The sequence below is a fragment of the Acinetobacter sp. WU_MDCI_Abxd143 genome, assembly GCF_025514195.1.
Classification (GTDB): Bacteria; Pseudomonadota; Gammaproteobacteria; order Pseudomonadales; family Moraxellaceae; genus Acinetobacter; species Acinetobacter pittii_H.
Window position 1 is genome coordinate 164,471 of sequence record NZ_JAHPTH010000005.1, and the last position, 26,406, is coordinate 190,876.

General features: G+C 40.1%; 22 protein-coding genes. 14 read left to right on the forward strand and 8 right to left on the reverse strand.

Annotation, left to right across the window (positions count from 1 at the left end):
- Positions 1–10: 10 nt before the first annotated feature.
- Positions 11–667, forward strand: a complete 657-nt coding sequence (gene pdxH, locus KTI79_RS11955) for a pyridoxamine 5'-phosphate oxidase (protein ID WP_086264726.1) — start codon at positions 11–13, stop codon at positions 665–667.
- Positions 668–2,368, forward strand: a complete 1,701-nt coding sequence (gene recJ, locus KTI79_RS11960) for a single-stranded-DNA-specific exonuclease RecJ (protein WP_086264727.1) — start codon at positions 668–670, stop codon at positions 2,366–2,368.
- A 46-nt stretch (positions 2,369–2,414) separates the two neighbouring features.
- On the opposite strand, the gene KTI79_RS11965 is transcribed toward recJ, so the two are convergent.
- Positions 2,415–3,182, reverse strand: coding sequence for a putative porin (locus KTI79_RS11965; RefSeq protein ID WP_060465084.1), 768 nt, complete (start codon positions 3,180–3,182; stop codon positions 2,415–2,417).
- 392 nt (positions 3,183–3,574) lie between these two features.
- Here KTI79_RS11965 and prfB point away from each other — a divergent pair.
- The 5 genes from prfB (at position 3,575) to KTI79_RS11990 (ending at position 8,435) form a co-directional block, all read left to right on the forward strand.
- Positions 3,575–4,670, forward strand: a protein-coding gene (prfB, locus tag KTI79_RS11970) for a peptide chain release factor 2 (protein WP_099475557.1) whose coding sequence is annotated in 2 segments (ribosomal slippage) — positions 3,575–3,646 and positions 3,648–4,670 — 1,095 coding nt in all. Because the reading frame shifts where the segments join, the coding sequence is not laid out codon by codon here.
- A gap of 221 nt (positions 4,671–4,891) precedes the next feature.
- A complete protein-coding gene (locus KTI79_RS11975) occupies positions 4,892–5,194 on the forward strand; it encodes an ArsR/SmtB family transcription factor (protein ID WP_002121891.1) in 303 nt (100 codons plus the stop codon).
- A 28-nt stretch (positions 5,195–5,222) separates the two neighbouring features.
- The gene (locus KTI79_RS11980; protein WP_057068976.1) at positions 5,223–6,281 is read left to right on the forward strand and encodes an alkene reductase; all 1,059 of its coding nucleotides are present in this window, start codon (positions 5,223–5,225) and stop codon (positions 6,279–6,281) included.
- A gap of 157 nt (positions 6,282–6,438) precedes the next feature.
- Positions 6,439–7,731, forward strand: coding sequence for a 3-deoxy-D-manno-octulosonic acid transferase (locus KTI79_RS11985; protein WP_086264728.1), 1,293 nt, complete (start codon positions 6,439–6,441; stop codon positions 7,729–7,731).
- Entirely contained in the window at positions 7,728–8,435 is a 708-nt protein-coding gene (locus tag KTI79_RS11990) for a 16S rRNA (uracil(1498)-N(3))-methyltransferase (RefSeq protein ID WP_086264729.1), read from the forward strand. Before KTI79_RS11985 ends, KTI79_RS11990 begins: the two co-directional genes overlap by 4 nt.
- Here the strand turns inward: KTI79_RS11990 and KTI79_RS11995 are convergent.
- On the reverse strand, positions 8,415–9,395 hold the full coding sequence (locus KTI79_RS11995; protein WP_086264730.1) for a mechanosensitive ion channel family protein: 981 nt from the start codon (positions 9,393–9,395) through the stop codon (positions 8,415–8,417). The two genes, KTI79_RS11990 and KTI79_RS11995, sit on opposite strands and share 21 nt — an antisense overlap.
- 112 nt (positions 9,396–9,507) lie before the next feature.
- On the reverse strand, positions 9,508–10,083 hold the full coding sequence (locus KTI79_RS12000; RefSeq protein ID WP_086264731.1) for a DUF805 domain-containing protein: 576 nt from the start codon (positions 10,081–10,083) through the stop codon (positions 9,508–9,510).
- 294 nt (positions 10,084–10,377) lie between these two features.
- Between KTI79_RS12000 and acs the strand changes: the two genes are divergently transcribed.
- Positions 10,378–12,327 (forward strand): acetate--CoA ligase, encoded by a 1,950-nt coding sequence (acs, locus tag KTI79_RS12005; RefSeq protein WP_086264732.1) that lies wholly within the window; start codon positions 10,378–10,380, stop codon positions 12,325–12,327.
- Positions 12,328–12,370: 43 nt separating this feature from the next.
- Here acs and KTI79_RS12010 read toward each other — a convergent pair whose 3' ends face one another.
- Entirely contained in the window at positions 12,371–12,913 is a 543-nt protein-coding gene (locus KTI79_RS12010; protein WP_086264733.1) for a cysteine hydrolase family protein, read from the reverse strand.
- Between the two features lie 105 nt (positions 12,914–13,018).
- On the opposite strand from KTI79_RS12010, the gene KTI79_RS12015 reads away from it, so the two are divergent.
- The gene (locus KTI79_RS12015; RefSeq protein ID WP_086264734.1) at positions 13,019–13,432 is read left to right on the forward strand and encodes an Lrp/AsnC family transcriptional regulator; all 414 of its coding nucleotides are present in this window, start codon (positions 13,019–13,021) and stop codon (positions 13,430–13,432) included.
- A 95-nt stretch (positions 13,433–13,527) separates the two neighbouring features.
- Here the strand turns inward: KTI79_RS12015 and sfnG are convergent, their stop codons facing one another.
- Both sfnG and msuE read right to left on the reverse strand, forming a co-directional pair.
- Positions 13,528–14,640 (reverse strand): dimethylsulfone monooxygenase SfnG, encoded by a 1,113-nt coding sequence (sfnG, locus tag KTI79_RS12020; protein WP_086264735.1) that lies wholly within the window; start codon positions 14,638–14,640, stop codon positions 13,528–13,530.
- A gap of 44 nt (positions 14,641–14,684) precedes the next feature.
- Positions 14,685–15,422 carry an FMN reductase gene (gene msuE / locus KTI79_RS12025; protein ID WP_016142782.1) on the reverse strand — a complete coding sequence of 246 codons (738 nt, stop codon included), beginning with the start codon at positions 15,420–15,422 and terminating at the stop codon, positions 14,685–14,687.
- A 376-nt stretch (positions 15,423–15,798) separates the two neighbouring features.
- Here msuE and KTI79_RS12030 point away from each other — a divergent pair, with 376 nt between their 5' ends.
- On the forward strand, positions 15,799–16,449 hold the full coding sequence (locus tag KTI79_RS12030; protein WP_002122041.1) for a response regulator: 651 nt from the start codon (positions 15,799–15,801) through the stop codon (positions 16,447–16,449).
- Positions 16,450–16,492: 43 nt separating this feature from the next.
- On the opposite strand, the gene KTI79_RS12035 is transcribed toward KTI79_RS12030, so the two are convergent.
- Positions 16,493–17,260 (reverse strand): hypothetical protein, encoded by a 768-nt coding sequence (locus tag KTI79_RS12035; protein ID WP_068564529.1) that lies wholly within the window; start codon positions 17,258–17,260, stop codon positions 16,493–16,495.
- 389 nt (positions 17,261–17,649) lie between these two features.
- Positions 17,650–21,147, reverse strand: coding sequence for a PAS domain-containing hybrid sensor histidine kinase/response regulator (locus tag KTI79_RS12040; RefSeq protein ID WP_086264736.1), 3,498 nt, complete (start codon positions 21,145–21,147; stop codon positions 17,650–17,652).
- 181 nt (positions 21,148–21,328) lie between these two features.
- Here KTI79_RS12040 and KTI79_RS12045 point away from each other — a divergent pair, with 181 nt between their 5' ends.
- The 4 genes from KTI79_RS12045 to KTI79_RS12060 all read left to right on the forward strand — a co-directional run bounded on the left by KTI79_RS12045 (position 21,329) and on the right by KTI79_RS12060 (position 26,377).
- The gene (locus KTI79_RS12045) at positions 21,329–21,661 is read left to right on the forward strand and encodes a DUF485 domain-containing protein (RefSeq protein ID WP_000372818.1); all 333 of its coding nucleotides are present in this window, start codon (positions 21,329–21,331) and stop codon (positions 21,659–21,661) included.
- Position 21,662: 1 nt separating this feature from the next.
- Positions 21,663–23,378: a cation acetate symporter gene (locus KTI79_RS12050; RefSeq protein WP_086264737.1), complete on the forward strand. Its 1,716-nt coding sequence runs from the start codon at positions 21,663–21,665 to the stop codon at positions 23,376–23,378.
- Positions 23,379–23,549: 171 nt separating this feature from the next.
- Positions 23,550–24,242, forward strand: coding sequence for an ion channel (locus KTI79_RS12055; protein ID WP_199964054.1), 693 nt, complete (start codon positions 23,550–23,552; stop codon positions 24,240–24,242).
- 167 nt (positions 24,243–24,409) lie between these two features.
- Positions 24,410–26,377 (forward strand): BCCT family transporter, encoded by a 1,968-nt coding sequence (locus KTI79_RS12060; RefSeq protein WP_086264738.1) that lies wholly within the window; start codon positions 24,410–24,412, stop codon positions 26,375–26,377.
- The last annotated feature ends 29 nt before the right edge of the window (positions 26,378–26,406 follow it).

Below are 26,406 nucleotides of genomic sequence, written 5' to 3' on the forward strand. Positions count from 1 at the left end.
GGTGCATGACATGAGTGATGTCATTAAAGATTTAAGTGAATTACGCTTAAGCTACGAGCAAGGAGAATTGCATGAGGGACAGGTTGAATCTAACCCTCATCTTCAGTTTCTTGGTTGGTTTAACCATGCTCTAGCAGCCAATTTGCATGAACCTTATGCCATGTCGTTAGCAACAGTGGGTGCTAATGGCAGACCACATGTTCGAACAGTCTTGTTGCGCGGTGCTACAGAAGCTGGCTATGATTTTTATACTAACTATGACAGTCAGAAAGGTATAGATTTGGCAGAAAACCCATATGCCGAATTATTATTTTACTGGCCGAGTCTAGAACGTCAGGTGAGAGTTGGTGGTCATGTAGTAAAAATTTCTGAACAGGAATCTACAGATTACTATCGTAAACGACCACGTGATAGCCAGATTGCAGCGCATATCAGTACTCCGCAAAGTGGTAAGATTGAAAGTCGCGAGCTGTTACAGCAACGTTTTCAAGAGTTACAACAGCAAGTTACAAGCCGTGAAGTGCTTGATAAGCCAGAGTTCTGGGGAGGCTATCGTTTGCAGCCAGATTATTATGAATTCTGGCAAGGGCGACCAAATCGTTTACATGACCGCTTGAGTTATGAAAAAATCGACGGTCAATGGACGTTGCACCGACTGATGCCTTAAATGACAAAAATACAAATCAAACAAAGACCTTTATTGACACGCCCTGAACAGTTTCAGGGCGTGCCTTCGTTTATTGCCGAAATTTTGGCAAGGCGTGGGGTACAATCTGAACAGGAATTAGAGTTAAAGCTTAAGAATTTATTAGCTCCACAGCTCAAGGGATTAGAGATAGCTGTGGCCTTAATAGATCAAGCCATTGATGAGCAGAAAAAAATTGTTATTGTCGGTGACTACGATGCCGATGGCGCAACCAGCACAGCTTTAATGATATTGGTGCTTCGCGATATGGGAGCACAAGTCGATTATTTGGTTCCAGACCGATTTAAATACGGTTATGGACTTACCCCCGCAATTGCAGAGCTTGCACATCAAACTTATCAACCCGATTTATTAATTACTGTCGATAATGGGATTTCCAGCCATACTGGTGTTGATGCGGCACATGCACTGGGCATGCAAGTGGTTATTACAGATCATCATTTAACGACCAAAGAAACACCACTTGCAGAAGCAGTTGTAAATCCAAATCAGTTGGGTTGTGAGTTCCCAAGTAAGGCGCTTGCAGGTGTTGGCGTTGCATTTTATGTACTGGCCAATTTAGCAAGTTTACGTAACAAGCAAAACAAAAGCACAAGTAAAGTCACTCAATATCTAGACTTGGTTGCTTTAGGAACATATGCGGATGTTGCTGTCCTAGATTATAACAACCGTATTTTGGTCGACGCAGGCGTAAAACGTATTCAACAACATCAATGCCGAGTAGGAATATTGGCGTTGCTAGATATTGCTGGCCGTGAGGCTTCATCTTTGCGTGCACAAGATTTAGGTTTTGTTTTAGGTCCGCGTATTAACGCTGCTGGACGCATGGAGAGCATGCGTATAGGCATTGAATGTTTATTAGCTGACACAATGGAATTTGCCTATCCAATCGCGAGACAGTTAAATCAATTAAATATAGAGCGTCGTCAAATCGAAGGGGAAATGAAGCAACAAGCCTTATCTGCTTTAGATGGCTTGCAGCTCTCAAAAGAAGACGTTCCTCCGGCTCTTGTACTTTTTGAAGAAAACTGGCATCAAGGCGTGATCGGGATTGTGGCAGGGCGTTTAAAAGAACAATTTCATCGCCCCACTATTGTTTTTGCACCCGATGAAGATGGCATTCATATTAAAGGATCAGCACGTTCAATTGATGGCGTGCATATTCGAGATACGATTGAACAGGTTGCTGAACAACATCCAGAATTGGTGAGCCATTTTGGTGGGCATGCAGCAGCAGCAGGTTTAACCATACGTAAAGAAAACTTTGAAGCTTTTAAAACAGCGTTTACCAATTGCATTGCAGCAATGGAAGAATCTTTGTTTCAAGCAACGCTATGGACGGATGGGGAATTACCAGCTTCGGCTTTGCAACTAAATACATTAGATTGGATAGAACAGCTTGGTCCATGGGGACAAAAATTCCCTTTTCCTCAGTTTGAGGGGCATTTTAAAGTTATTGATTATCGCTGGCTTAAAGAAACGCATTTGAAGCTTAAATTAGCACTCGACCAATACAGCTTTGATGCAATTGCTTTTAATGCAGCGGGCCGTTTTGAATTTGACCCAATGCGTGATCATGTACATTTGGTCTATGAAATAGATCGTAACGCATTTAATGGCAATGTGAATTTACAATTACGTATCGTACATTTAAACCAATAAAAAAATCCGCTCAATTGAGCGGATTTTTTTATGACTTTAGGCTTGATTAGAAGCGGTAGCCTGCACGAACACCATAAGTGTTGTCGTTATCACCGAAACCAATACGACCTTCAAGACTTACTTGTTGATTTAAGAATTTTTTAGCATTAATACCAAATTCATCTTTATCAGTTAAGTCATTGTTGTAGTAATCCACACCAAGACTTAAAGTTTTATCGATGTAGTAGTCACCACGAACTTTATATTCGTCTAGGTCACCAAATGCACCGAATGCTTCAAGGTTTACGTCATGTTGACCTACTTGAGTTACGTATTTAGCACGAACTGTTGGATCAGCGCCGTCTTTACCGTCTTTTTCGTCGTAGCCTTTAACACCTAGAGCAAGTAATAAACCTGGAGCTGGTAAATAACCTACTTCAGCTGCATAAGTAGTTACTTTGCTGTCAATATTGGTGTTGTCGACTTCACGCTCATTTCGACCTACATCACCGCTAAGGTAGAAATCTGAGTTAGGAACATAGTATTCAACACCTACGCCATATTGAGTATCTTTTGTACCGCTGTTATCGCCATAGTTGATAAGGGCGTTAACGTTACTTGCACGGCTTAAGAAAGCTGCTTCAGCAAGTGGAGCGTTACGAGTTTGAACAGGATTAAAGTAATAAGTCCCGTCAACACCGAATTTACTTACGCTGCTACCGTTGTCTGGATCAAGATAATTGTAAGAACCACCAACTTCAGCTTGGTAAGCGTTTGCTGCGCCACTCACTGCGAGTGCAGATAAAAGAGCTGATGCAATTGCTAGTTTTTTCATGGAATCTCTCCCCTCTAAAAAGCGATTTTATAAATGTTTTGTTACAACTTTTAGTCTAGACGAAAAAGCTTGGTCGTCAATCTTGCGCAAGTAACCGTAGTGTAACCGTGTGCTATTTATGTAAAGCTATTTAATTTAACAAATTGATTTTAAAGTATAAAAACATAATGTTTTATTTTATTAAAATTGAGGATATTTTGTGTAGATCATAAAAAATGCTGTAAAAGTACCCAATTTTGTATGAGGATGTTACTAATTAATCTTAAAATGAACTAAAGGAAGCTTGGTAATTAAATGTGTGAAATATGAGGAGAAATACAAAGCAGGTTCGTAGATAACTGCAGCTATGCTAAAATAATTGACTGTTTATCTGCTCTTATGGGAACACTCGCGTGGAAATTAATCCTTATCTAAACCAATTGAAAGACTTAACTGATCGTAGCCAAACACTACGGGGGTATCTTTGACTACGATCTGAAAAAAGAACGTTTAGAAGAAGTTTTACGTGAGTTAGAAGATCCTGCGATCTGGAATGATCAAAGCCGTGCTCAGGCGATGGCGAAAGAAAAGGGCGAACTAGAAAACGTTATTAATGTATTGGACGGTTTGTCTACACAGCTTGAAGATGCAAAAGCGATGTTAGATTTGGCTGTAGAAGCCGACGATGAAAGCCTGCTTGAAGATGTTCAGTCTGAGCTTGGGGCTGCCGAAGATGAACTGGCTAAACTTGAATTCCGTCGTATGTTTAGTAACCCAATGGACCCGAATCCTTGCTATGTAGAGATTCAATCAGGTTCAGGTGGTACAGAAGCACAAGATTGGGCGTCTATGCTTTTACGTATGTATATGCGCTGGATTGAACGTCATGGCTTTAAAGCAGAACTTATGGAAGTATCTGATGGTGACGTAGCTGGTATTAAATCAGCAACGATTCGTGTCGAAGGTGAATATGCCTACGGTTGGTTACGCACAGAGTCAGGTGTACACCGTTTAGTCCGTAAATCACCATTTGACAGTGGCAACCGCCGTCACACTTCATTCTCTGCGGTATTTATTTCACCAGAGGTTGATGACAATATTGAAATTGATATTAACCCTTCTGATGTTCGTACTGATACTTACCGTGCATCTGGTGCTGGTGGTCAGCATATTAACAAGACCGACTCGGCTGTGCGTTTGACTCACATCCCAACAGGTATTGTAGTAGCGTGTCAGAACCAGCGTTCGCAACATGCTAACCGTGACCACGCATGGAAACAGTTACGTGCACGTTTGTACGAATTGGAAATGCAAAAACGTAATGAAGCAGCGCAAGCTCTAGAAGACTCTAAGTCTGATATTGGTTGGGGAAGCCAAATTCGTTCATATGTATTAGATGATTCGCGTATTAAAGACTTACGTACGGGTGTTGAAAACTCTAATACAGGTGCTGTTCTTGATGGTGACCTTGATCGTTTTATCGAAGCGAGTCTAAAACAAGGTTTATAAGAGTCTGCTGAACTTTTAGTTTAAATACAGTTCATCTATGAATATGTAGAACTCTTGGATTTTTAGCGATTAAAACGGCAAAGCAGTTCAGCCTTCGAATGTTAATCGAAAAAATGCGATATGAATATCGAAAAAAATAGATATGAATATCGAAAAAATGCGATATTATGTTTTCGAAATGCTGAACAAAGCTTTGTTCGTTTAAAAGACGTGTTGAGCCTATGGATATTGATGCAATTAGCAAAGCCCTTTCCAACCCTCTACGTCGGCAAATTTTGCAATGGTTAAAAGAACCTGCACATTATTTACCGGTGGAAGAATGTGGTGGTAGTTTTGAGAAGGGTGTTTGTGCAGGTCATATTGAACGTTTGGGTAAAGTAGCTCAGTCTACGATGTCTAATCATTTGTCTGTGTTACAACAGGCGGGGCTTATTCAGGTCCAAAAATATGGTCAATGGTCTTATTTTTCACGTAACGAAGCTTTGATTCAGCAATATATCGAACATTTAAAACAAACACTTTAAATTATTAAAAGTGTAAGTCGAGGCGATTATGGCTGAACTCAATACTCCTTTAACGGTTGGTGATTTTGAAATCAAAAATCGATTGGTAATGGCTCCATTAACGCGTGCGCGTAGTGGTGAAAGCCGAGTGCCTAATGATTTAATGGTTGAATACTATCAACAACGTGCAAATGCCGGTCTAATTTTGACTGAAGCCACAGTAATTGGTTCAAAAACTGTGGGTTATGCAGACACCCCGGGGTTATGGTCACAAGAGCAGGCACAAGCTTGGAATAAAATTATTGAGGCAGTCCATGCTCAAGGTTCAAAAATTGTAGCTCAACTTTGGCATGTAGGCCGTATTTCGCATCCTGAACTTTTAGATGGTGATATTCCTGTTGCACCAAGTGCAATTCAACCTGCGGGTGAAGTGAGTTTATTACGTCCTAAACGTCCGTATGTAACACCGCGTGCACTTTCAATTGAAGAGATTCAAGAAGTTATTGCTCAATACAAACATTCAGCAGAACTGGCTAAAGCAGCAGGTTTTGATGGTGTTGAATTACACGCAGCGAATGGTTACTTGATTGACCAGTTCCTTCAAAGTAATACCAACCAACGTGATGACGAATACGGTGGTCCGGTTGAAAACCGTGCACGTTTATTATTAGAAGTCGTTGATGCATTTATTGAAGTGTGGGGCGCTGGCCGAGTAGGTGTTCATATTGCACCGCGTGGTGATTCACACGATATGGGAGATGAAAACCCATTAGCAACTTTTGGTTATGTAGTTGAACAACTTAACCAACGTAATGTTGCTTTCATTTTCTCTCGTGAATATGAAGCTGCTGACAGCATTAGTCCTAAACTTCGCGAAAAATTTAATGGTGTATGGATTGCCAATGAGAACCTAACACCAGAATCAGCAAAACGTATCTTGCGTGAAGGTCAGGCAGATGCTGTATCTTTTGGTAAAGCATATATTGCTAACCCAGATCTTTTACAGCGCTTAGAACAAGACTTGCCATTAAATGAACTTCAACCAACGACTTTATACGCTAAAGGTGCTGAAGGTTATACAGACTATCCAACGCTGGAAGCGTCATAATATCTTTGAGATTTCGATTTACTGACCTATTTCATTTCTTAAGTCAGTAAATCGCTTTTCTTGTAATGGTAGAGTTTAGGTATCGAAACTCTGCCATTTTTTCTATCTATGTTATATTTTCCCCAGTTTTAAATTTTGACTATTTGAGGCAAACCGCTTGGCGACCCCTTTTTGGTATAACACCGCACTCCATTTATTAAAACCTTTTTACCAATGGCGGATAAAAAAACGTGCAGAAAGCCAGGAATTATATAATCAGGAATGTCTGGAAAGATTTGGGCCGTTTGAATCTCCGAAAAATTTGAGAGCAATTTGGTTTCATGCTGTTTCGGTCGGAGAAACCAATGCAGCGCAGCCCTTAATTGAACATTATCTTAAACTTGGTCAAGCCGTATTAGTTACCAATACAACGAAGACTGGGCAGGCGCGTGCTAAATCGTTATTTTTAAAATCACCTTATTTAGATTTATTCCAAGCAGTTTATTTGCCGGTTGATCAAAAGCACCTCTTAAAGCAATTCTTTGAGTTGTACCAGCCAAAGCTTTTAGCATTGGTTGAAACTGAGCTTTGGCCAAATCTAATTGATCAAGCCAAGCTACAGCATGTACCTTGTTTATTATTAAATGCGCGGTTATCAGAAAAATCAGCGAAAGGTTATCGCCGCGTTTCAGGTCTAACAGCGGAAATGCTGAAACAAATTGACTGGGTGCTGGCACAAGATAATGCTACTCGGCAACGTTATATCGAACTTGGCTTAGATCAACAAAAAAGTCAGGTGGTTGGAAATATTAAATTTGATATTCACGCACCAGAAGTATTTATAAATCAAGCTGAAAAGTTACACCAGCTATGGTATTTGGGGCAACGTAAAATCTTAACAATTGCCAGTACACATGCATCTGAAGAACAACAAATTTTGCAAGCGCTCGGACCTTATCTAAAGTCAGATCCAAATTTAGTTTGTATTGTTGTACCTCGGCATCCTGAACGTTTCGATGAAGTGTTTGAAATTTGCCAAGACCTAGATTTAATTACTCATCGTAGAAGTTTGAATCAAAGTATTCATACGAGTACACAAGTTTATCTGGCTGATAGCATGGGTGAGCTTTGGCTATGGTATGCCTTAAGTCAGGTCTGTTTTGTTGGTGGATCACTTAACGAACCAGGCGGGGGACATAATATTTTAGAACCTATGGTTCTGAATGTGCCGACCGTAATTGGACCGCGTTATTTTAATTTCCAAACCATTGTTGATGAATTTATTGATGAAAATGGTGTACTGATTGCCCAAGACGCCGAGCAAGTTGTAGCAATCTGGATGGCTTGTTTAGCCGAGCCGGAAGAAGCAAAGCAGGTGGTTGAGCAGGCGCATAAAGTTTTGCAGCGTAACCAAGGTTCATTACAGAAACATATTGGAGTAATTAACCGGTATTTGGCCGAAAAATCATGAATATCGTTTTACTAGAATCTGAAGATGTTCAATCAGAGTTGTGGTCAATCCGTTCAAAGCGCCAATTACAGCATTTGCGTGAACACCTTGATATTACGGTTGGCCAAAATCTAAAAGTTGGTATTCGTAATGGTGCACGTTATACCACTGAAATCGTTTCGATGAATGAGCAAGAAGTTTGTATACGGCCTATTCGTGATGAAGCAGTACCTGCAAAGCTTCCAGTACATTTAATCGTAGCTTTGCCAAGGCCCAAAGTTTTACGCCGTTTAATTATGGACAGTGTGACTTTAGGTGTTGAAAGAATTAGTTTGATTCATAGCTATCGTGTAGATAAAAGCTATTGGCAAACTCCATTTTTGCAACAACTTGATAACTATGTGACTTTAGGTCTCGAGCAAGCAGGTGACACCATTGTCCCTGAAATTCAATTATATAAACGCTTTAAACCTTTTGTTGAGGATATCCTATCAAGCTTAATCTCAGAGGAAAGCCCTGCTTATGTGGCTCATCCTTATGCCGGGCAGAGCATGCCAGTTAATATTCCACATGCTTGTAGTGTAGTCGTTGGACCCGAAGGCGGCTTTATTCCGTATGAAGTTGATTTGCTCACAAAAAACGGCTGCCAAGCTGTGAGCTTAGGCAACCGTATTTTAAGAACTGAAACGTCTATTTCTTATATTTTAGGTCGTCTCTTTACTTGATAGTTCAGGGTTTAACGGTGGCTGATTTGCAGCCATTTTTAATTCCTGAATAGGGTAAGGAATATTAATGCCATTTGCATTGAACGCTTGTTTGACTTGAGCTTGAATAGTGCTCGTAGATGACGAAATGTCAGTTTCAGTGGTATCCACCCACCAACGGACAGTCAGGTTAACCGAGAAATCTGCTAAAGCTGTAACGTTAACCGAGAAGGCTGGCTGACTCAGTACATTTCGGTCATTATTAAGAATATCTAAAATAATCTGTTTGGCTTTTTGTTCGTCGTCATCATAACCAATTCCGACTACAAACTCACAGCGTCGTTGTTGATAGGCAGTATTTACAGTTAATGCACTTGTATAAACAGTTGCATTTGGAATAACGATACGGCGACCATCTGGTGAGCGTAAGAATGTTGCACGAATCTGAATATCTTCAACAGTTCCTTCAAGTGAATTGACCACGATGGAGTCACCAATACGGAAAGGCTCACTTAATAAAATCAAAATACCTGAAAGCAAGTTTTGGAAAATATCTTTAAATGCGAAACCAATTGCAACCGAACCGATTCCAAGTGCACTCATGAGTTGTCCTGGCGTAAACCCTGGAACCATAATGACTAATGCAATTAAGAAACCAAAAAATAAAATGGTCGTACTTCCTACACGATTTAGAACCAAAACTAGGTTTTGACGCGTGTAAGAGCGGTTTTCTAAAGTTTTACGAACAAAGAATTTAAATAATTTGGTCAGTAGCCAAAAAATAATAAAAACGATAATCGCGATACAAATATAAGGTACACGTTCCCAGAAGCTATCCACGATTTTATCAATAGTGGTATAGGCATCATGATACTTTTCGGTATGCGCTAGAACCGTTTGAGTGGTTTTAGTACCTGCTTCTTGCAAAAGTTCACCTGTATTTTTTGCAACATCCGTTAAGGAGTTTTGTTCATCAGCCACGACAAGTCTCTATTTAAAAAATGATGAAAGCGATGATCGGCTTTCATTTTAGTAGGAGATAAAATGTGCGCCTACTATAATGAGTTCATCTAAATAATAAAGTGTTTTTTAATTAAAAGTATTCCGTTCCTTTTTGTAAGATTTGTGTCGGCGTTTCTATAGTATCGGTACCAGAGAAATAGTAAAAAAAGCCTGCGGTAGAAATAAGGCTGATTAAAATAGCGAATAAGATAAACCAAGCCATTAACTTTTCGATGAACGTTGATGATCGAGCTGGACCATATTGATTTGGACCTTCTGTACCTGAGGCAAGCAGTAAATAAATCATAAAAAAGAATTGAACAATAGGAATGAATAACAGCAACCCCATCCAGCCACTTTTATTTAGATCGTGCAAACGTCGTACTACGAGAACAACATTTAAATAAATCAGGAACAGCCAAAAAGCCCATACCACCAAAGCACTGAGGCCAGAAAGAGAGCTATAAAACTCAAAATTAAATAAATTACTTGAAAGTTGAAAACTTCCAAGAAGTGAGGCCAAAATAAAATAGCCCACGATTGTGACTAAATAAATCAGTCCATACCCACCTAAATAACTCATACGATTAAAACGGCCATGAATTGAAAAAGGGCTATCTTTTAAAGGGAGTTGTGGTGGACGTGAGGAAGTCGTTTGGGCAAACATATTATTTTACTCCTAGGTTGCATATGAGAGACAAAATAATCTTTGTTGATGATCAAAACCATCAAATATTGAAAAAATTATAAAAGTAAAAGCTATAGACAAATGTTTTAAATCAACTTAATTTTATAAAAATGTTCATAATTTCGTATGCTTGAGTAAGTGGTTAATATATGACCAAAGTCGCATTGTCTAGGCTTTGAAATAGTCATCATACTGAAAAGGCATACAAATAAGATCCAGTAAAATAATAGCCACAGTCTCGAGATGGGATGCACAAGATCAAGGAAGTTGCGTATGAATGAGATCTATCCAGTACCAGAGGAATTTAAAAAGACAGCTCGTACTGTTGAAGCAGACTACTTTAAACGTTATCAACACTCTATCGAGAACCCAGATGAATTCTGGACAGAGCAAGCTAAAATTGTCGATTGGATAAAGCCATTTACCCAAGTTAAAAATACCAGTTTTGACAAAGACAATTTCAAAATTGAATGGTTTGCTGATGGTGAGTTGAACGTGTCAGCAAATTGCTTAGACAGGCATCTTAAAGAACATCCACATAAACCTGCAATTATTTGGGAGGGTGACCATCCTTCTCGTCATAAAATTGTCTCTTATAAAGAGTTACACGATGAAGTCTGCCGTTTTGCTAACGTTTTAAAGAAATATGGCATTGGTAAGGGTGACCGCGTTGTGCTTTATATGCCGATGGTGACTGAGGCTGCAATTGCCATGTTGGCCTGTGCACGTATTGGTGCTGTTCACTGTGTAGTGTTTGGTGGGTTCTCGCCAGATTCTTTGGCAAGTCGTATTGAAGACAGCCAAGCTAAACTGGTGATTACCGCAGACTCAAGTCTACGTGCCGGAAAACTATTACCACTCAAAGAAAACGTTGATTTGGCTTTAGCATTGCCAGGTACTGAGTGTGTTGAAAATGTGATTGTGGTTTACCGTAATGCAAACCCAATTGAAATGAAGCCGGGCCGTGATTTGTGGTATCACCTCATTATTATGGAAGTGGATGCAGACTGTCCTCCAGAACCAATGAAGGCAGAAGATCCATTATTTATTCTCTATACCTCAGGCTCAACAGGTAAACCGAAAGGTGTGTTGCATACTACAGGCGGTTATTTAGTTTATGTAACCAGTACCTTTAAAGAGGTTTTTGATTTAAAACAAGACGATGTGTACTGGTGTACAGCTGATATTGGCTGGATTACAGGGCATAGTTATTTGATTTATGGGCCGCTGGCAAATGGTACGACGACTTTAATGTTTGAAGGTGTGCCGCAATATCCAACATGGGCTCGTCTTGGTCATGTTGTCGATAAACATAAAGTTTCTATCTTATATACAGCACCAACTGCGATTCGCGCCATGATGCGAGAAGGCGATTCGTATGTACGCGAAAGTAACCGTAGCAGTTTGCGTTTACTTGGTTCGGTTGGTGAACCAATTAACCCTGAGGCTTGGAACTGGTACTACAATGTCGTGGGGGAAGGCCGCTGTCCAATAGTCGATACATGGTGGCAAACTGAAACAGGTGGTATTTTGATTGCGCCATTGCCAGGAGCAACAGCTTTAAAACCGGGTTCGGCAACTCGCCCATTATTTGGTGTTCAGCCAGCCATTGTGGATGGTGAAGGTAATGAGCTAGAAGGTGCAGTTGAAGGTAATCTTGTGATAAAAGATTCATGGCCGGGCCAGATGCGTACTATTTGGGGTGATCCAGACCGCTTTATTGAGGCGTATTTCTCCACCTTTAAAAATACTTATTTTACGGGTGATGGTGCTCGCCGTGATGAAGATGGGTATTACTGGATCACAGGCCGTGTTGATGATGTCTTAAACGTTTCAGGCCACCGTTTAGGTACTGCTGAAATTGAAAGTGCTCTTGTTTCGCATGAATCAGTAGCAGAAGCAGCTGTGGTGGGCATGCCGCATGACATTAAAGGGCAGGGTATTTGTACTTTTGTGACCTTGCAAGCGGGCGTTCCAGAGTCGGAAGAACTGCGTAAAGAATTAATTAATTGGGTACGTAAAGTGCTTGGGCCTGTGGCCTCACCAGATGCATTACACTGGGCACCAGCGTTACCTAAAACGCGTTCCGGTAAAATCATGCGCCGTATTTTAAGAAAAATTGCAGCGAATGAGCTAGATAGTTTAGGTGATACCTCAACCTTGGCTGAGCCTGCAGTGGTAGATCAGTTAATTACAACGGTTTATCCTGATAAGCAAAACTAATTTTAAAAAAAGCCCCATCTGGGGCTTTTTTATTGTGCCTTATTTAAGATTTCGCTAGAAAATCGGCAGTATTTTCTACATTTGCAAATGTACTCAGCGCAGTTAAAAAAGCAGTTTGTACGTCTTCAGCTTTTACAGTTTTTCCAGCATGGCTTAAATCACGAGTTGCGGTTGCATCTGCAATTAAGATAGGTTGATAGCCAAGTTCTTTGGCTGCACGTGTACCTGAATCAATACACATATGCGTCATCATGCCTGTAATAATAAGTTGCTCAATCTGATTTGATTTTAAAAGTTCATCTAAATTGGTTTCTAAAAAACTATTTGGATAATGCTTTGTCACGATTAATGAATTACTGCCAGGACTGAGTTCAGGATGAAGTAAAACCCCATCTGTATTTTCTTGAAAGAAGCTGGCTTGTGGCGGGTTAATATGCTGCACATAAATAATCGGTAAATTTTTCTCGTTAAAATATTGTTCGAGCTGCTTTATTTTATCGAGCGCTTGATCTGGCCCAACCAATTCCATTTTGCCATTTTTAAAATAATCATTTTGTACATCGATAATTAATAGTGCTTGTTTCATGAGAACACTCTTGTTGATATGAGATAAAACAAGATTATTCTCTGCTTGAAAAATCGGCTATAGTCCTATGAAAGCATTAACGCTAGTTTTCTTTCGCCATGAAAAATGAATATTGAATTAGACCCGATTGATCTAAAAATTATTGCATTGCTTAAACAAGATTCCCGTCTGACAAATAAAGAAATTGGGCAACGCGTGCACCGGACAGGGCAAGCGGTGGGCGCTCGAATTGCTCAGTTGATGGATGCTGGTGTTATCAAAAACTACACCATTGCCGTTCAATATTCGCATAAACAATTTATTCATTTGCATTTAAATGAACAACGCGCATTTGAAGAAATTGAAAATTTGGTTAAGCAATATGGACAAATCGATGAATGCTTTAAAGTCATGGGTAATGCTTGCTATATGATTGTCAGCCATTTTGAACCCGCTGCCTTAAATGAATTTATCGAAAAACTTTCAAAATGGTGCCGTTACTCGGTTGAAACAGTGATTCGAGAAGTCGAGAAATCTTAAAAAATAAAGACTCCAAGCCGAGTCTTGGAGCCAATAAACTCTTTATTTTTAATTTATTGTTTTTATTATCTTGCGCTGTTTTAACTGTGGGGTGTTTAGGCTGATTTAGCTTGAATTTCTACCTCCTTTTCCTGTTGAAGTTCTAACTGGCGAACGAGTGGTAGAACCTTTTCTCCAAAATATTCCACTTCTTCAATAAAATGTAAGAATCCGGACAGAATCAAATCAACGCCTACATTTTTGAGTGCCACAATACGCTCTGCAATTTGCTGCGGCGTACCAATTAAATTGGTTTTAAAGCCATCATTGTATTGCACTAGATCTTCAAAAGTTGATTTTGCCCAGTTACCTTGTTGCTCTGGTGAGGCTGCTCCAGCTTCACGAGTTGCATCGCCAAATGCATTTACGGCTTCAGTGTTGGCTTTATCAATAATTTCTTGAAGTACTGCTTTTGCTTCTTCTTCAGTATCTCTAGCAATAATGAAAGCATTTACCCCAATTTTGACATAGTGATTATTTACTTTTGCTTTAGTACGAATGTCTTCTACTTGTTTTTGAATTTCTTCGACAGTATTGCCGTTAGTAAAGTACCAGTCAGAAACACGAGACGCCATGTCACGTGCAGCACGTGAACTACCACCTTGGAAAACTTCTATATAAGGCTTTTGCAGAGGTTTTGGTTTAAGTGTGTAGTTTTGGAACTGATAGTATTTACCATCGAAACTATAGTTATCGGTGGTCCAGATTCCTTTTAGAGTGCGAATAAATTCTTCAGAGCGAGCATAACGTTCATCATGCTCAGGCCACTCTTCACCAATGGCATCAAACTCTCCTCTAAACCAACCACTCACTACGTTAATCGCAATACGGCCTTGAGTTAGATAATCAATTGTCGCGAGTTGTTTAGCTGCAAGTGCCGGTTTCCAAGGGCCGGGCAGAATAGCCGCAATGACCTTTAATTTTTCAGTTTTTGCTAGTAATGCATGACTGAAACTTACCGATTCATGTTGGTTTTCTGCCCCGTACCCCGCCGTAAAACGAATTTGGGTGAGCGCATATTCAAAACCATTGTTTTCGGCAGCCTGTGCAAGTCGAACATTGTAGTCATAACTCCAGTCTGTACGCTGTTCGATGTTACTTACTACAAGGCCACCGCTTACGTTTGGTACCCAATAAGCAAATTTAATAGGTTGTTGTAATTGCGTCATGGTTTGCTCTCCCCATTCGTTATTTTTATTTAGCGATATTGCATTTAGGCAACGTGTGTTAATGATTTGCCAGACTTGTGGTGCAAGCGAGATTCTGCCGCATCAAGGTCTGGTACAGCCGCTGAAGGCAATACTTCTTCTTGCTCAATTTGCTTGTTAATACCAAGCTCTTGATTTGCTTGCTGAGATTTAGGTTTAACTACTTCAGCACGTTTACCTTTCGCTGGTGCCCATTCTAAAATCGGTAATGCGCGTGCTACTGCTAACGTAATACGGTCTGATAATTGCTCACTTTTCACCGTATATTCAGGGGTAAAGTCACGATCAGTCGCATATACGCCAATTGGTAAAGTTTGTGCTTGGAAGAAACTGAACAGTGGACGAAGTTGATGCTCAAGTACGAGTGCATGACGATCACTACCGCCCGATGCTGCTAAAAGTACTGGTACATCGACCAACGCAGTTTGTTCAACAAAATCGAAGAAATGTTTGAAAAGACCTGTAAAAGAAGCACGGTAAACGGGTGTACCTACAATTAAAGCATCTGCTGCTTCAACTGCTGCAAGGTCATCTTGCACGCGCTGTGGAAGTTGGTTGCGATAAAATGCGCCGCCTAATAGAGGCCCGATTTCGCTTAATTTAATAAAGTGAACTTTAATATCGATTGCTTCTGATAATTCATCAAGAATGGCTTGAACCAGACTTTCCGTTTTAGATGGGGTATTTAATCCACCAGAAACAGCAACGATATTTAAAGGTTTTGGTGATGTGATACCAGTCATAATTTGGTTCCTAAGCCTAAAACAAGAGATTGGACTTATTAATCAACAATGACGGTGAACTGTAAAATAACGAAATTGGTCAACCTTATCAGTTTTAAATATAAAAGATAAATAGTGGATTTTTATACTTTGCTTTTTTATTAAGTTGCTGTTTTTATTTTATATAATTATAGGTGATATATTTTTTATAATAAAAAAGAAGCTTATATAAAAAACAGATTAATTTTGATTAAAAGTTAAAAAACATCTGAAAATATGGGCTAAGTTCTGCATTTATCAACATTTTGCATAAAAATGGATAAGATGAACGTATCTTTCATCTAAATAGTATGGTTACAATAGGCCATACTTATGCTCAAGATTACTTTAATCGCTTATGAATATTTTAATCGTTGATGATCATCCTTTGTTTCGTCATGCTTTAATTCAAGCAGTACGTTATAGCCTGCCACAGGCACAAATTCATGAAACAGCCTCGGTTGATGAGTTTTATGAGCGTTTGGAAAATGGGGCAGAACCTGATCTAGTATTACTCGATTTAAATTTACCGGGTGCTTCAGGCTTTTCGGCGCTGGTTTATGTAAGAGCACAGTATCCATCTATTCCGATTATTGTGGTTTCTGCACATGAAGAAACTTCAATTATCCAGCGTGCAATTGCACATGGTGCAATGGGTTATATTCCTAAGTCGGCTCATCCAAGCCATATTGGTGAAGCGATTCGTCAAGTCTTAGAAGGCGATATCTGGTTACCACCTAACTTGCCATCTAATCTTAACCTTGACCCAAGAGCAGCAGATGAAACTGCTTTAGCCGAACGTATTCAATCGTTAACACCTCAGCAATTCCGTGTTTTGATGATGGTTGCGGAAGGCTTGTTAAACAAACAGATCGCATACGAGCTCGATGTTTCAGAAGCAACGATTAAAGCTCACGTAACGGCTATCTTTAGAAAATTAGGTGTGCAAAACCGTACACAAGCCGTATTGGCAATTAGTGCACTCAATATTGAAGATAAGAAAATTTAAAAGAAAAAAAGACCTCGATTGAGGTCTTTTTTATGGGTGCTACTTAAGCAAGGCAATCTTGCTTTGGTGTTAAGCTGTCGCAGTACAATGGATTAAGCGCGCATTGCAAATCATCAATTTGTTCCTGAGTCACATAGCGTTTCATTTTTAAATATTCAGCCACGCGGTCATCACGCAAGCTTAAGAACGCCGCATCATAAACACCTAAATCAACAAATAGAGCAGCTGTTTCTAGGCTGTTGAATCGATCAAGGAAAATATCGTTGCCATACATTAAGAAGATGTGGTCGAGTTTTGCTTTTTCATCAACATGTAGACGTTCAGCAAGTTGGTCTGGATGCGTTTTAATGAAGAGTAAGTCAGATAATTCATCAAACTGCGTCATATCTAACTGATTCTCGCCGAGTTTGACATGACCAAGCCAAGCTTTGAAAACGAGTACAGCACCGCCACGGAGTAGCATGCTCCAGATTTGATGACGTGTGTCATGGTCAAGATTTTCACTTTCAGCGCTAAGAACTTTTAAAAAGTTCTCTTCTTGTTGAGCCAATTTATCAAATAAACCTAAACCTTGAGGATGATAAGCCGCAGGTGCAAATACATCAAAATTTAGATCATGAAATACATTAAGTGCGAGGGGGACCGCACACTGATAAATTGTATTTAACGCTTTGATATGTGCTTCATTGAGCTTGCTGTGGGGAAAAATACTTTGCCAATCTAGTTCAGGAAGTAAAGCATTGGCACTGTATTGACGATAAAACTGTTGAGACGAAAGTTGGCCTTGCGGGCTGTTATCAGAAATATTCATGGCAATTGTCCTTTGCATTAATTCATGAGCATGGGTGCTTAATATGGAAATGGCTTATAAAAATAGGTGCACATTTGATAAATAGGTTTTGAATATTTATGTGTCATCAAGAATGCAAGTAGAATACGACTAAAGTCTTATATGGTTGTTTTTTGTTAATTATGATTTTAAAAAACAATAACTTGTGAAATTGTAACTAAGTATACAAGTGTTCACTTACAAAAAAGGTGAGCTTTGCCATAGAAAAAGAGTCATTGGAAATTTTGGTCAATGATTTAGTGGGTAAAAGTAGACTTTTTGAGCAGTTCTGCCTATTGGCTTAAATTAGACCAATAATTTTTGCCAAAAATCTCTCCCAAACTTATCAAAAGGTTTGGGAGAGAAAATATTTAATCTACCTCACTGGCAATTTTAAGCCCCGATAACCATGCTCTTAGAGATGCCGGTTTAAGCGGTTTTTTGAGTAAAACGATATTCAGTTCTTTCAATTGTTGGGGTAACTCAGGATGAGAGTCCGCCGTAATTAAAGCTACCGGAACATCATGCTGTCGATTTTGCATAATAAAATCGACACCGAGTTGGTTGTTATTTAAATGCTGATCGATAAGCCAGACCTGAATATTCTCTTTTTGAATAATCTCAAGTGCTTGTTCAGGTTCCGTGGCTTTAAAAACCTCATATCCCCATCGACCTAATAAGCTACTCATGCCCTCAAGAATAGTTTCATCATTGTCTAAACATAAAATCCGATAGGCTTTTGTTTTTAAAGGTACTGCTTGTACGGTTGGGGTTACCACTTTTGGAGCTTCTACGACCGGAACCTCAATCATAAAGCAGGAGCCTTTATCAAGCTTTGAGTACACATGGACTGGATAATTCAACAAACCTGTCATGCGTTGCACAATCGCGAGACCTAAACCGAGACCTTGCTCACCCCAAGGTGATAAATGCCCACAGCGTTCGAATTCTTGAAATAGTTTAATACGTTGTTCTTCGGCAATTCCGGGACCTGTATCCCAGACTCCAATTCGAATGTGTCCAGGTTTGTGAGCCGAACGTAATACGCCAACAATCACTCGGCCCTTGGCTGTATAACGCAAAGCATTACTGACAAAGTTTTGAATAATGCGTCGAATCCACTGTGGATCTGTGTCAATCCAAAACGATACATCGTGAACTTTGAGTGAAATATTTCGCTGAGCAGCAATCGATTTAAACTGTAGTTCAAGATCGCTTAATAAATCGTGTAGAGGATAAGGCTGTCTTTTTGGCTGTATGGTACCGCCTTCCAAACGCGCAATATCGAGTAGGGCAGAGAGCATGCTTTCTGCACCATACAAAGCACGGTCAAGTTGCTGTAGAGTTTGACGGTCTTCTTCAGTTGCAATGCTTTGTTCCAGAACTGTGCTAAACAGGCGAGCAGCGTGCATAGGTTGTAATAAGTCATGACTTGCCGCAGCAATAAATCGGCTTTTTGACATATTGGCCATATCGGCTTGTTCGCGTGCAAGCTGTTGTTCGGTTAAGGCATCGGCAAGTTGTTGGGTTCGGTCTTTTACGCGGGCCTCAAGTATTGCCTCATTCGCACGGAAAGCCGTAATGTCGGCAAAGGTAGTTACAAAGCCACCACCCGAAATAGGATTACCGCGCATTTGAATAACGCGTCCGTCTTTACGGATTCGTTCAAATTCATGCGCACTTCCGACTTTCATCCAGTGCAAACGTTTGCGGACGTGCTCTTCGACTGAACCGGGACCGCATTCGCCACGTTCAGCGTTATAACGAATCAGATCAGCAATTGGACAACCCACATAGACTAAATCTTTAGGGTAGCCAAACAGTTTTAAATATTGGTTATTCCAAGCCACTAAACACATATTTTTATCGACCACACTCACACCTTGGGTCATGTGGTCAATCATGGTCATTAGCAAGTTTTGATTAAAACGTTGCCACTGTGAGGCTTGGTCTAAAATATTGGCGACTTGGCCTAAAGCGAGGCCGTTGTTAATCATTGCCGTAGTCAGCAACGTACGTGCAGAAGCGGCCCCGATAATGCCAGCTAGATATTGTTCGGTGAATCGCCACCACATGCCATTGGCGATAGTATTTTGGTTGAGTGTGAGATGATTTTGTTCGCAAAAGTTTTCGAATGCTTGAGTTGTGGGTTGCTCACCTGTAATTCTTTTAGCAAGCGCAAATAAATCGCCTACTTTTAAACGTGCAGCATCGTGCGGTAAATAAGTTAAATCGGTAGAGGTATGTGGTGATGGCAAAGGCTTAGTTTCATAGTAGAAAAAGCTTTCTGCCTGAATTTGTTCTGCCACACTTGGGCGGTAAAGTTTAGAAATCCAAATATATAAAAGAATATTTAAACCAAGCGACCAAATAACGCCGTGGGTTAAAGGTGCAAATGACTCAAAGCCAAAAAGTGACTCTGGCCGTAATGCATTAATTCCCAAAGGGCCAAAAAGCAAAATACTTTGGGCAGTTTCCTGATAGGCTTCCGGCAAACTACGTAAGATGGTTGGAAATAGTAATGTGTAACTCCACATTAAAAATCCAACGATGAGACCAGCATAGACACCTTGACGGCTTCCGCCTCGCCAATACAATCCTCCAATCAGTGCAGGAGCGAATTGAGCAACCGCACTAAACGCTAGTAAACCAAATACTGAAAGCTGGTTAATATCATTAAAGAAATGGAAGAATAAAAAGCCAAGTAGCATCACTGCGACAATACTAATTCGGCGGCTAAATTTAAGAACTTTAGGTAAGTGTTTATCGTGTCGTGAAAGCAACTTAAAACGCCACAGTGCGGGCATAATCAAGTCATTACTGAGCATGATAGATAAGGCAACAGATGAAACCAGTAACATGCCTGTTGATGCAGAGAACCCGCCTAAAAAGGCCAGTAGGGCTAACCACTCTTGATTATAACTTAGTGGTAATGAGAGCACCGCAACATCGGGCACGGTTAGGAATTTTGGCGCAGCATGCAATGCCCAGCTTGCAATTGGGATAATAGCTAAAATCGTTAAAATCAGATAAGCCGCAAACCATTTACGTGCACCACGAATGTGCTTTTCATCGCGTAATTCGACAACAGCCACATGAAATTGGCGGGGTAAACAAATAATTGCTAGTCCGGCCAATAATGTCTGAATCCAGAAAGTTTCAGGCACCCCAAACAATTGCACTTCTTGAAAGGTTTGGTTTACGTCGGCTGAGACTTGTACCAAGTTTGCAGGTGCTTCAAAAATAAAAAATAAAGCGACGCAGATCAGTGCGAATAGTTTGACAAAAGATTCAAATGCCACCGCTAACATGAGGCCACCATGCTGCTCGGTATTTGCAATCTGCCTTGTACCAAAAATCATGGCTAAGATTGCAAGTACACTGGTCAAAAGCAAAACACTATTGGTGGTCGTATGAATATGAGCATTTTGCTCTAAAATGACTGAGGTACTTAAGGCAATTGCACGTAACTGTAGGGCGAGGTAGGGAATAATCGCAATAACTGCCAAGATCGTAACCAGCGAAGCCAATACACCGCTTTTGCCATAACGTGCGGCAACAAAGTCGGCAATTGAGGAAATCGCGTGGTGTTGACGTACTCGACCTAAACGTCGCCAGATGTCATAACCAAACCAGACAAATAAGAGGGGACCTAAATAAATAGGTAGGAAAATAACGCCTTCTCGGACGGCAGCTCCGGTTGCGCCATAAAATGTCCAAGATGAACAGTAAACACCTAAGGTCAAACTAAACAGGAACATGCGGCCACGAGTACTCAGACGACTAGCATGCTTTTCGCCAAAAAAAGCACAAATAAATAAGAGTGCTATATAAAGAGTGAGTACCCCAATAATCAGCCAGCTGTTCATATGACCTACATGATTAAAACCTTGCGCCTATCATACCGCAAGCAGAAACAAAGCTATAAATTGATTAAATTTTAACGACCAAAGTCTAAGTTACGAATTACACGTTATTTTGCTAATTTGAATAATGAGAAACTACTATTAAAAAAGTGACCAAGGTTGGGCACAGGCAAGGAGTTTGGTTATGGATCAAAGCCAAGTAGAACAGATTCTACGCAATCCAAAGTTTCAAAAGATGGTCAAGAAAAAAAGTGCATTAAGCTGGACGCTCACAATCATTATGTTAGTGCTTTATGTGGGCTTTATGCTACTTGTTGGCTACAACAAAGAATTTTTGATGAGTTCATTTAGTGGTGGTGTAACGACATGGGGTATTCCACTAGGCTTAGGAATTATTGTTTTATCTTTCCTACTGTGTGGCGTGTATTCCTATATCGCAAACAATACCCTTGACCAGTTGAGTGAAGAAGCGTTGAAGGAAGTTGAAGCCATCACGCATGAGAAAGGATTACACTAATATGAAATGGAATTCATTAAAAGCGAAAGCCTTATTGGCAGCAGCATCGCTATATTCAACTGTTGCTATGGCTGGTCCAGATTTGGGTGAAGCCGAACAGCAAGCCACCAACTGGCATGCCATTATTATGTTCTTGATCTTTGTTGGTTTCACTTTGTTTATTACTAAGTGGGCTGCAAAGCAAACTCAATCAGCACAAGATTTCTATACTGCAGGGGGCGGAATCAGCGGTTTCCAGAATGGATTGGCAATTGCCGGTGACTATATGTCAGCAGCATCTTTCCTTGGTATTTCCGCGATGGTGTTTAGTTCGGGTTTTGATGGCTTACTTTATTCTCTTGGGTTTATGGTAGGTTGGCCAATCGTTTTATTCTTGATTGCGGAGCGTTTACGTAATCTGGGTAAATACAACCTTTCAGATGTAGTGTCATTCCGTCTTGAAGAAAAACCGGTCCGTACCTTAGCTGCCTTGAGCTCGCTTGTTGTTGTCGCATTTTACTTGATTGCTCAAATGGTAGGAGCTGGCCAGCTCATCAAATTACTATTTGGTTTGAACTACAACATCGCTGTTGTCATCGTTGGTCTATTAATGATGGCATACGTAATTTTTGGTGGCATGTTGGCAACGACATGGGTACAGATCATTAAAGCGGTCATGTTACTGAGCGGTGCGACTTTCATGGCATTCATGGTGATGAAAGCGGTTGGTTTTAGCTTCAGCAACATGTTTACTCAATCAATTGAAGTATTCAGTAAAGTTCACAGTATAAGCTTTGAAGAAGCCGCAAAAATTATGGGTCCGGGTAAACTTGCCGCAAACCCGATTGATGCGTTGTCTCTTGGTTTAGCACTCATGTTTGGTACAGCGGGTCTTCCACATATTCTTATGCGTTTCTTCACAGTAAAAGATGCAAAAGAAGCGCGTAAATCGGTTGTAGTTGCAACAGGTTTCATTGGTTACTTCTATCTTTTAACTTTCATTATTGGTTTCGGTGCGATCCTTTTCGTATCAAACAACCCACAATTCCTTGATGTTGCGAAAATGGCTATGACAGGCAAGCTTGAGCTTGTTGGTGGTAACAACATGGCAGCCGTGCATTTAAGTGACGCTTTAGGCGGTGACTTATTTATGGGCTTCATTTCAGCAGTGGCATTCGCAACGATTCTTGCTGTTGTGGCTGGTTTAACACTTTCAGGTGCATCTGCAATCTCACACGACTTATACGCTAACGTATTTAAGAAAGGTCAAACGACTCCAGCTTCAGAACTTCGCATGTCAAAAATTGCGACACTTGGTTTAGCAATCTTTGCCATGATTTTGGGTATTTTGTTTGAAAAGCAAAACGTAGCGTTCATGGTGGGCTTAGCGTTCTCTGTGGCATGTTGTGCAAACTTCCCGATTCTTGTTCTTTCAATGTTCTGGAAAGGTTTAACCACCCGTGGTGCAGTTATTGGCGGTGTAGTTGGTCTTGTAACAGCGGTAGTACTTATTGTTCTATCTAAAGCGGTTTGGGTAGATACTTTAAAAATCTCTGATACACCAATTAACCCATTCAATGGTCCTGCATTATTTGCGATGCCATTATCATTCCTGTGCTGTTGGTTCTTCTCGGTGACTGATAACTCTGCACGAGCTAAAAAAGAACGAGCTGCATTCGATGCCCAATACGTTCGCTCAATGACAGGTATCGGTGCTTCAGGTGCTTCAGATCACTAAAATCAAAATGGATTAAATATCTATCTCATTAAAAGCCCTGCGGGGCTTTTTTTGTTTATCTCATACCTAAAGGCAAAGAAGCTCTTTAATAAAGAACAACTTGTTTGTGCTATTTTCTGTACAGTATGATTTCCTATAATCCAAAATATAATGAAAAAGGAAAATAATTAAATGCGTTCTATCATTGAGTTCTGGGCGAGCTTTCGTTTGCTACCTTCTGCATGGTTGCTGCTTGTGCAATTCATCTTACTCATTTTGGCCATGCTGACTTTTCATGATGTATTTTACCGAACCATAACGTGGGCTTTGGGAGTGCTTGCCTTACTTATTATTGCTAAGGTGATTCGCCAAACCCCAATGTTCACTTTTTTGGGGTTAACGTTTGTTAGTGGAGCGATAATATCTTCAGTCTTTATTTTATTAGGTTATAGCAATTTAACGATCCAGATTTTTGCTCATAGCTGTGAAGCACTAGCTTATTTTTCGGCAGCTTATGGCTTATTTCGTTATATGTTCGCTGATCGATATTTAACAAGAGATGAATTGTTTGCCGCTGCCGCGGTTTTTACCTTGCTTGCATGGGGCTTTGCATTCCTCTACAACATTTGTCAGCTATTGATTCCGACTAGCTTCCAAAATCCAAACAATGTTCATCATTTGCAGACTTGGTTAGATCTACTGTTCCTGAGCTTTAGCTTACAGTCAGCAACAGGCTTATCTGATTTAATGCCGCTTAGTCCACCAGCACGCGTTTTAGCCATGCTACAAATGTTTTGTGGTGTGATGTATCTCGCTTTGATCGTCACGCGTTTAATTGCTTTACAGTACATTGCCCATCCGACAAAAAAGGATTCAGGCAAATAGTGGAGAAGGTGTTTCAATTTATTTACACCTTTGTAACTGCAATATTATTTAAGTTTAACTAAAGTATTATCGGCTTTCTCTATTGAAAGATTTAACTTTGTTCATTCTGTGAATGTCTTTATTGGCTTTATGCCTGTCACTTTTCATTAAAATAACATGGAGGAGTTATGCCTTCCAAACAACCAAGTTGGTTCGCAAACGTTAATCCTAACGTATTTTTTGGTACGGTCATTATCATTGCTTTGTTTTTGGCAGTTGTTGTGATCGCTCCGAGTTCTTTTGAACTTCTAACGCAGCAATTAAAACAATGGATCACCGATTCATTTAGCTGGTTTTATGTTTTATCTGTTGCTTTCTTTCTCATTTTATTGATTTATATCGCCTGTTCATCAATAGGTCGGATTAAATTAGGACCTGACCATAGTCAGCCTGAATATAATAATGGCTCTTGGTTTGCCATGCTGTTTACAGCAGGGATGGGTATCGGTCTCATGTTCTTCGGAGTTGCCGAACCTGTCATGCATTATGTTAATCCACCAAGTGGAGATGCTCAGACTATTGAGGCAGCACAGCAAGCATTAAGGGTGACCTTCTTCCACTGGGGCTTGCATGCGTGGGCTATTTACGCAGTGGTCGGATTGGCATTGGCTTATTTTGCTTATCGACATAATTTACCCTTAAAGACTCGTTCAGCCCTCTATCCACTGATTGGTAAAAAGATTTATGGGCCTTGGGGCGACAGCATCGATATATTCGCAACCATTGGTACAGTATTTGGTGTAGCAACTTCTCTCGGGTTTGGCGTTACCCAGATTAACTCTGGTTTACATTATTTGTTCGGTGTCGAGCAAAGCACCCATATTCAAGTATTACTCATTATTTTTGTGAGCATTTTAGCTTCCTTGTCTGTGTTCTTAGGTCTAGATAAAGGGGTGAAACGCTTATCAGAGCTAAACTTAGTCTTAGCCTTAATATTATTAGTCTTTGTTTTTATTGCTGGTCCTAGTATTTATTTACTCCAGACTACTATTCAAAACACTGGTCAATATATCTCTAATCTTTTTACCATGACATTCAATTTATACGCTTATCAGCCAAATGGATGGATTGGTGGTTGGACAATTTTATATTGGGCTTGGTGGATTTCTTGGTCGCCATTTGTGGGTATGTTTATCGCAAGGGTTTCACGTGGTCGTACCATTCGAGAATTTATTGTAGGGGTTCTACTCATCCCGACAGGCTTTACCATTATCTGGATGGGCTTTTTAGGAAACGCTGCATTATTTAGCATTATCCATGAACATCAAGCCACTCTCATTCAGGCTGTTCAGCAAGACTCTTCAGTTGCTCTATTTGAGTTTTTAGGACACTTACCGTGGTCAGGTGTTATGAATATTCTGGCTACCATTTTAGTGGTTTTATTCTTTGTGACCTCTGCTGATTCGGGAGCATTGGTAACAGACTACTTAACTGCAAAAACTGAAAATTCACCAACTTGGCAGCGTTTGTTCTGGACAGTACTGATGGCTGTACTCGCCATTATTTTATTGTTAGTCGGTGGTTTGGCTGCACTTCAATCTTCAATCATTATGAGCGCATTGCCGTTTACTGTGGTTATGCTGTTCATGAGTTGGGGATTAATCAAAGCATTGCATCTTGATGTCACGAAAATGCAAGCCATTCAAGAAGCACGTATTACCCCACGTGCCATTCATAATCCAAGAAGCTGGCAACAGCGGCTAGGTTTAATCATGCACTATCCTCATAGTGAAGAAGAAGTAAGAGAATATATCGAAAAGCAAGTGGCTCGTGCGTTTGAAAATATTAAACATGAATTTAGGCGCCGCCATTTAGAAGTTTCAATTACTCAACTTGAGGATGGGATGCAGCTTCGGGTCGATCATCACAATGAAATTAATTTTATTTATAAAGTTGTTTCACGTGAAACAGTGCCACCAAGTTTTTTAATTGGGCGTACTGAAGCCGAAGATGGGCAATATTTCCAGGCTGAAGTCTTCTTAAGAGAGGGCGGACAGAACTATGATGTAATGGATTGGACGCAAGAAGATTTAATCCAAGACATTATTGATCAATATGAACGTCATTTATATTTCTTAAATATTGTACGAAGTTAATATTTAGCTATAAAAAAAAGGACTCAATT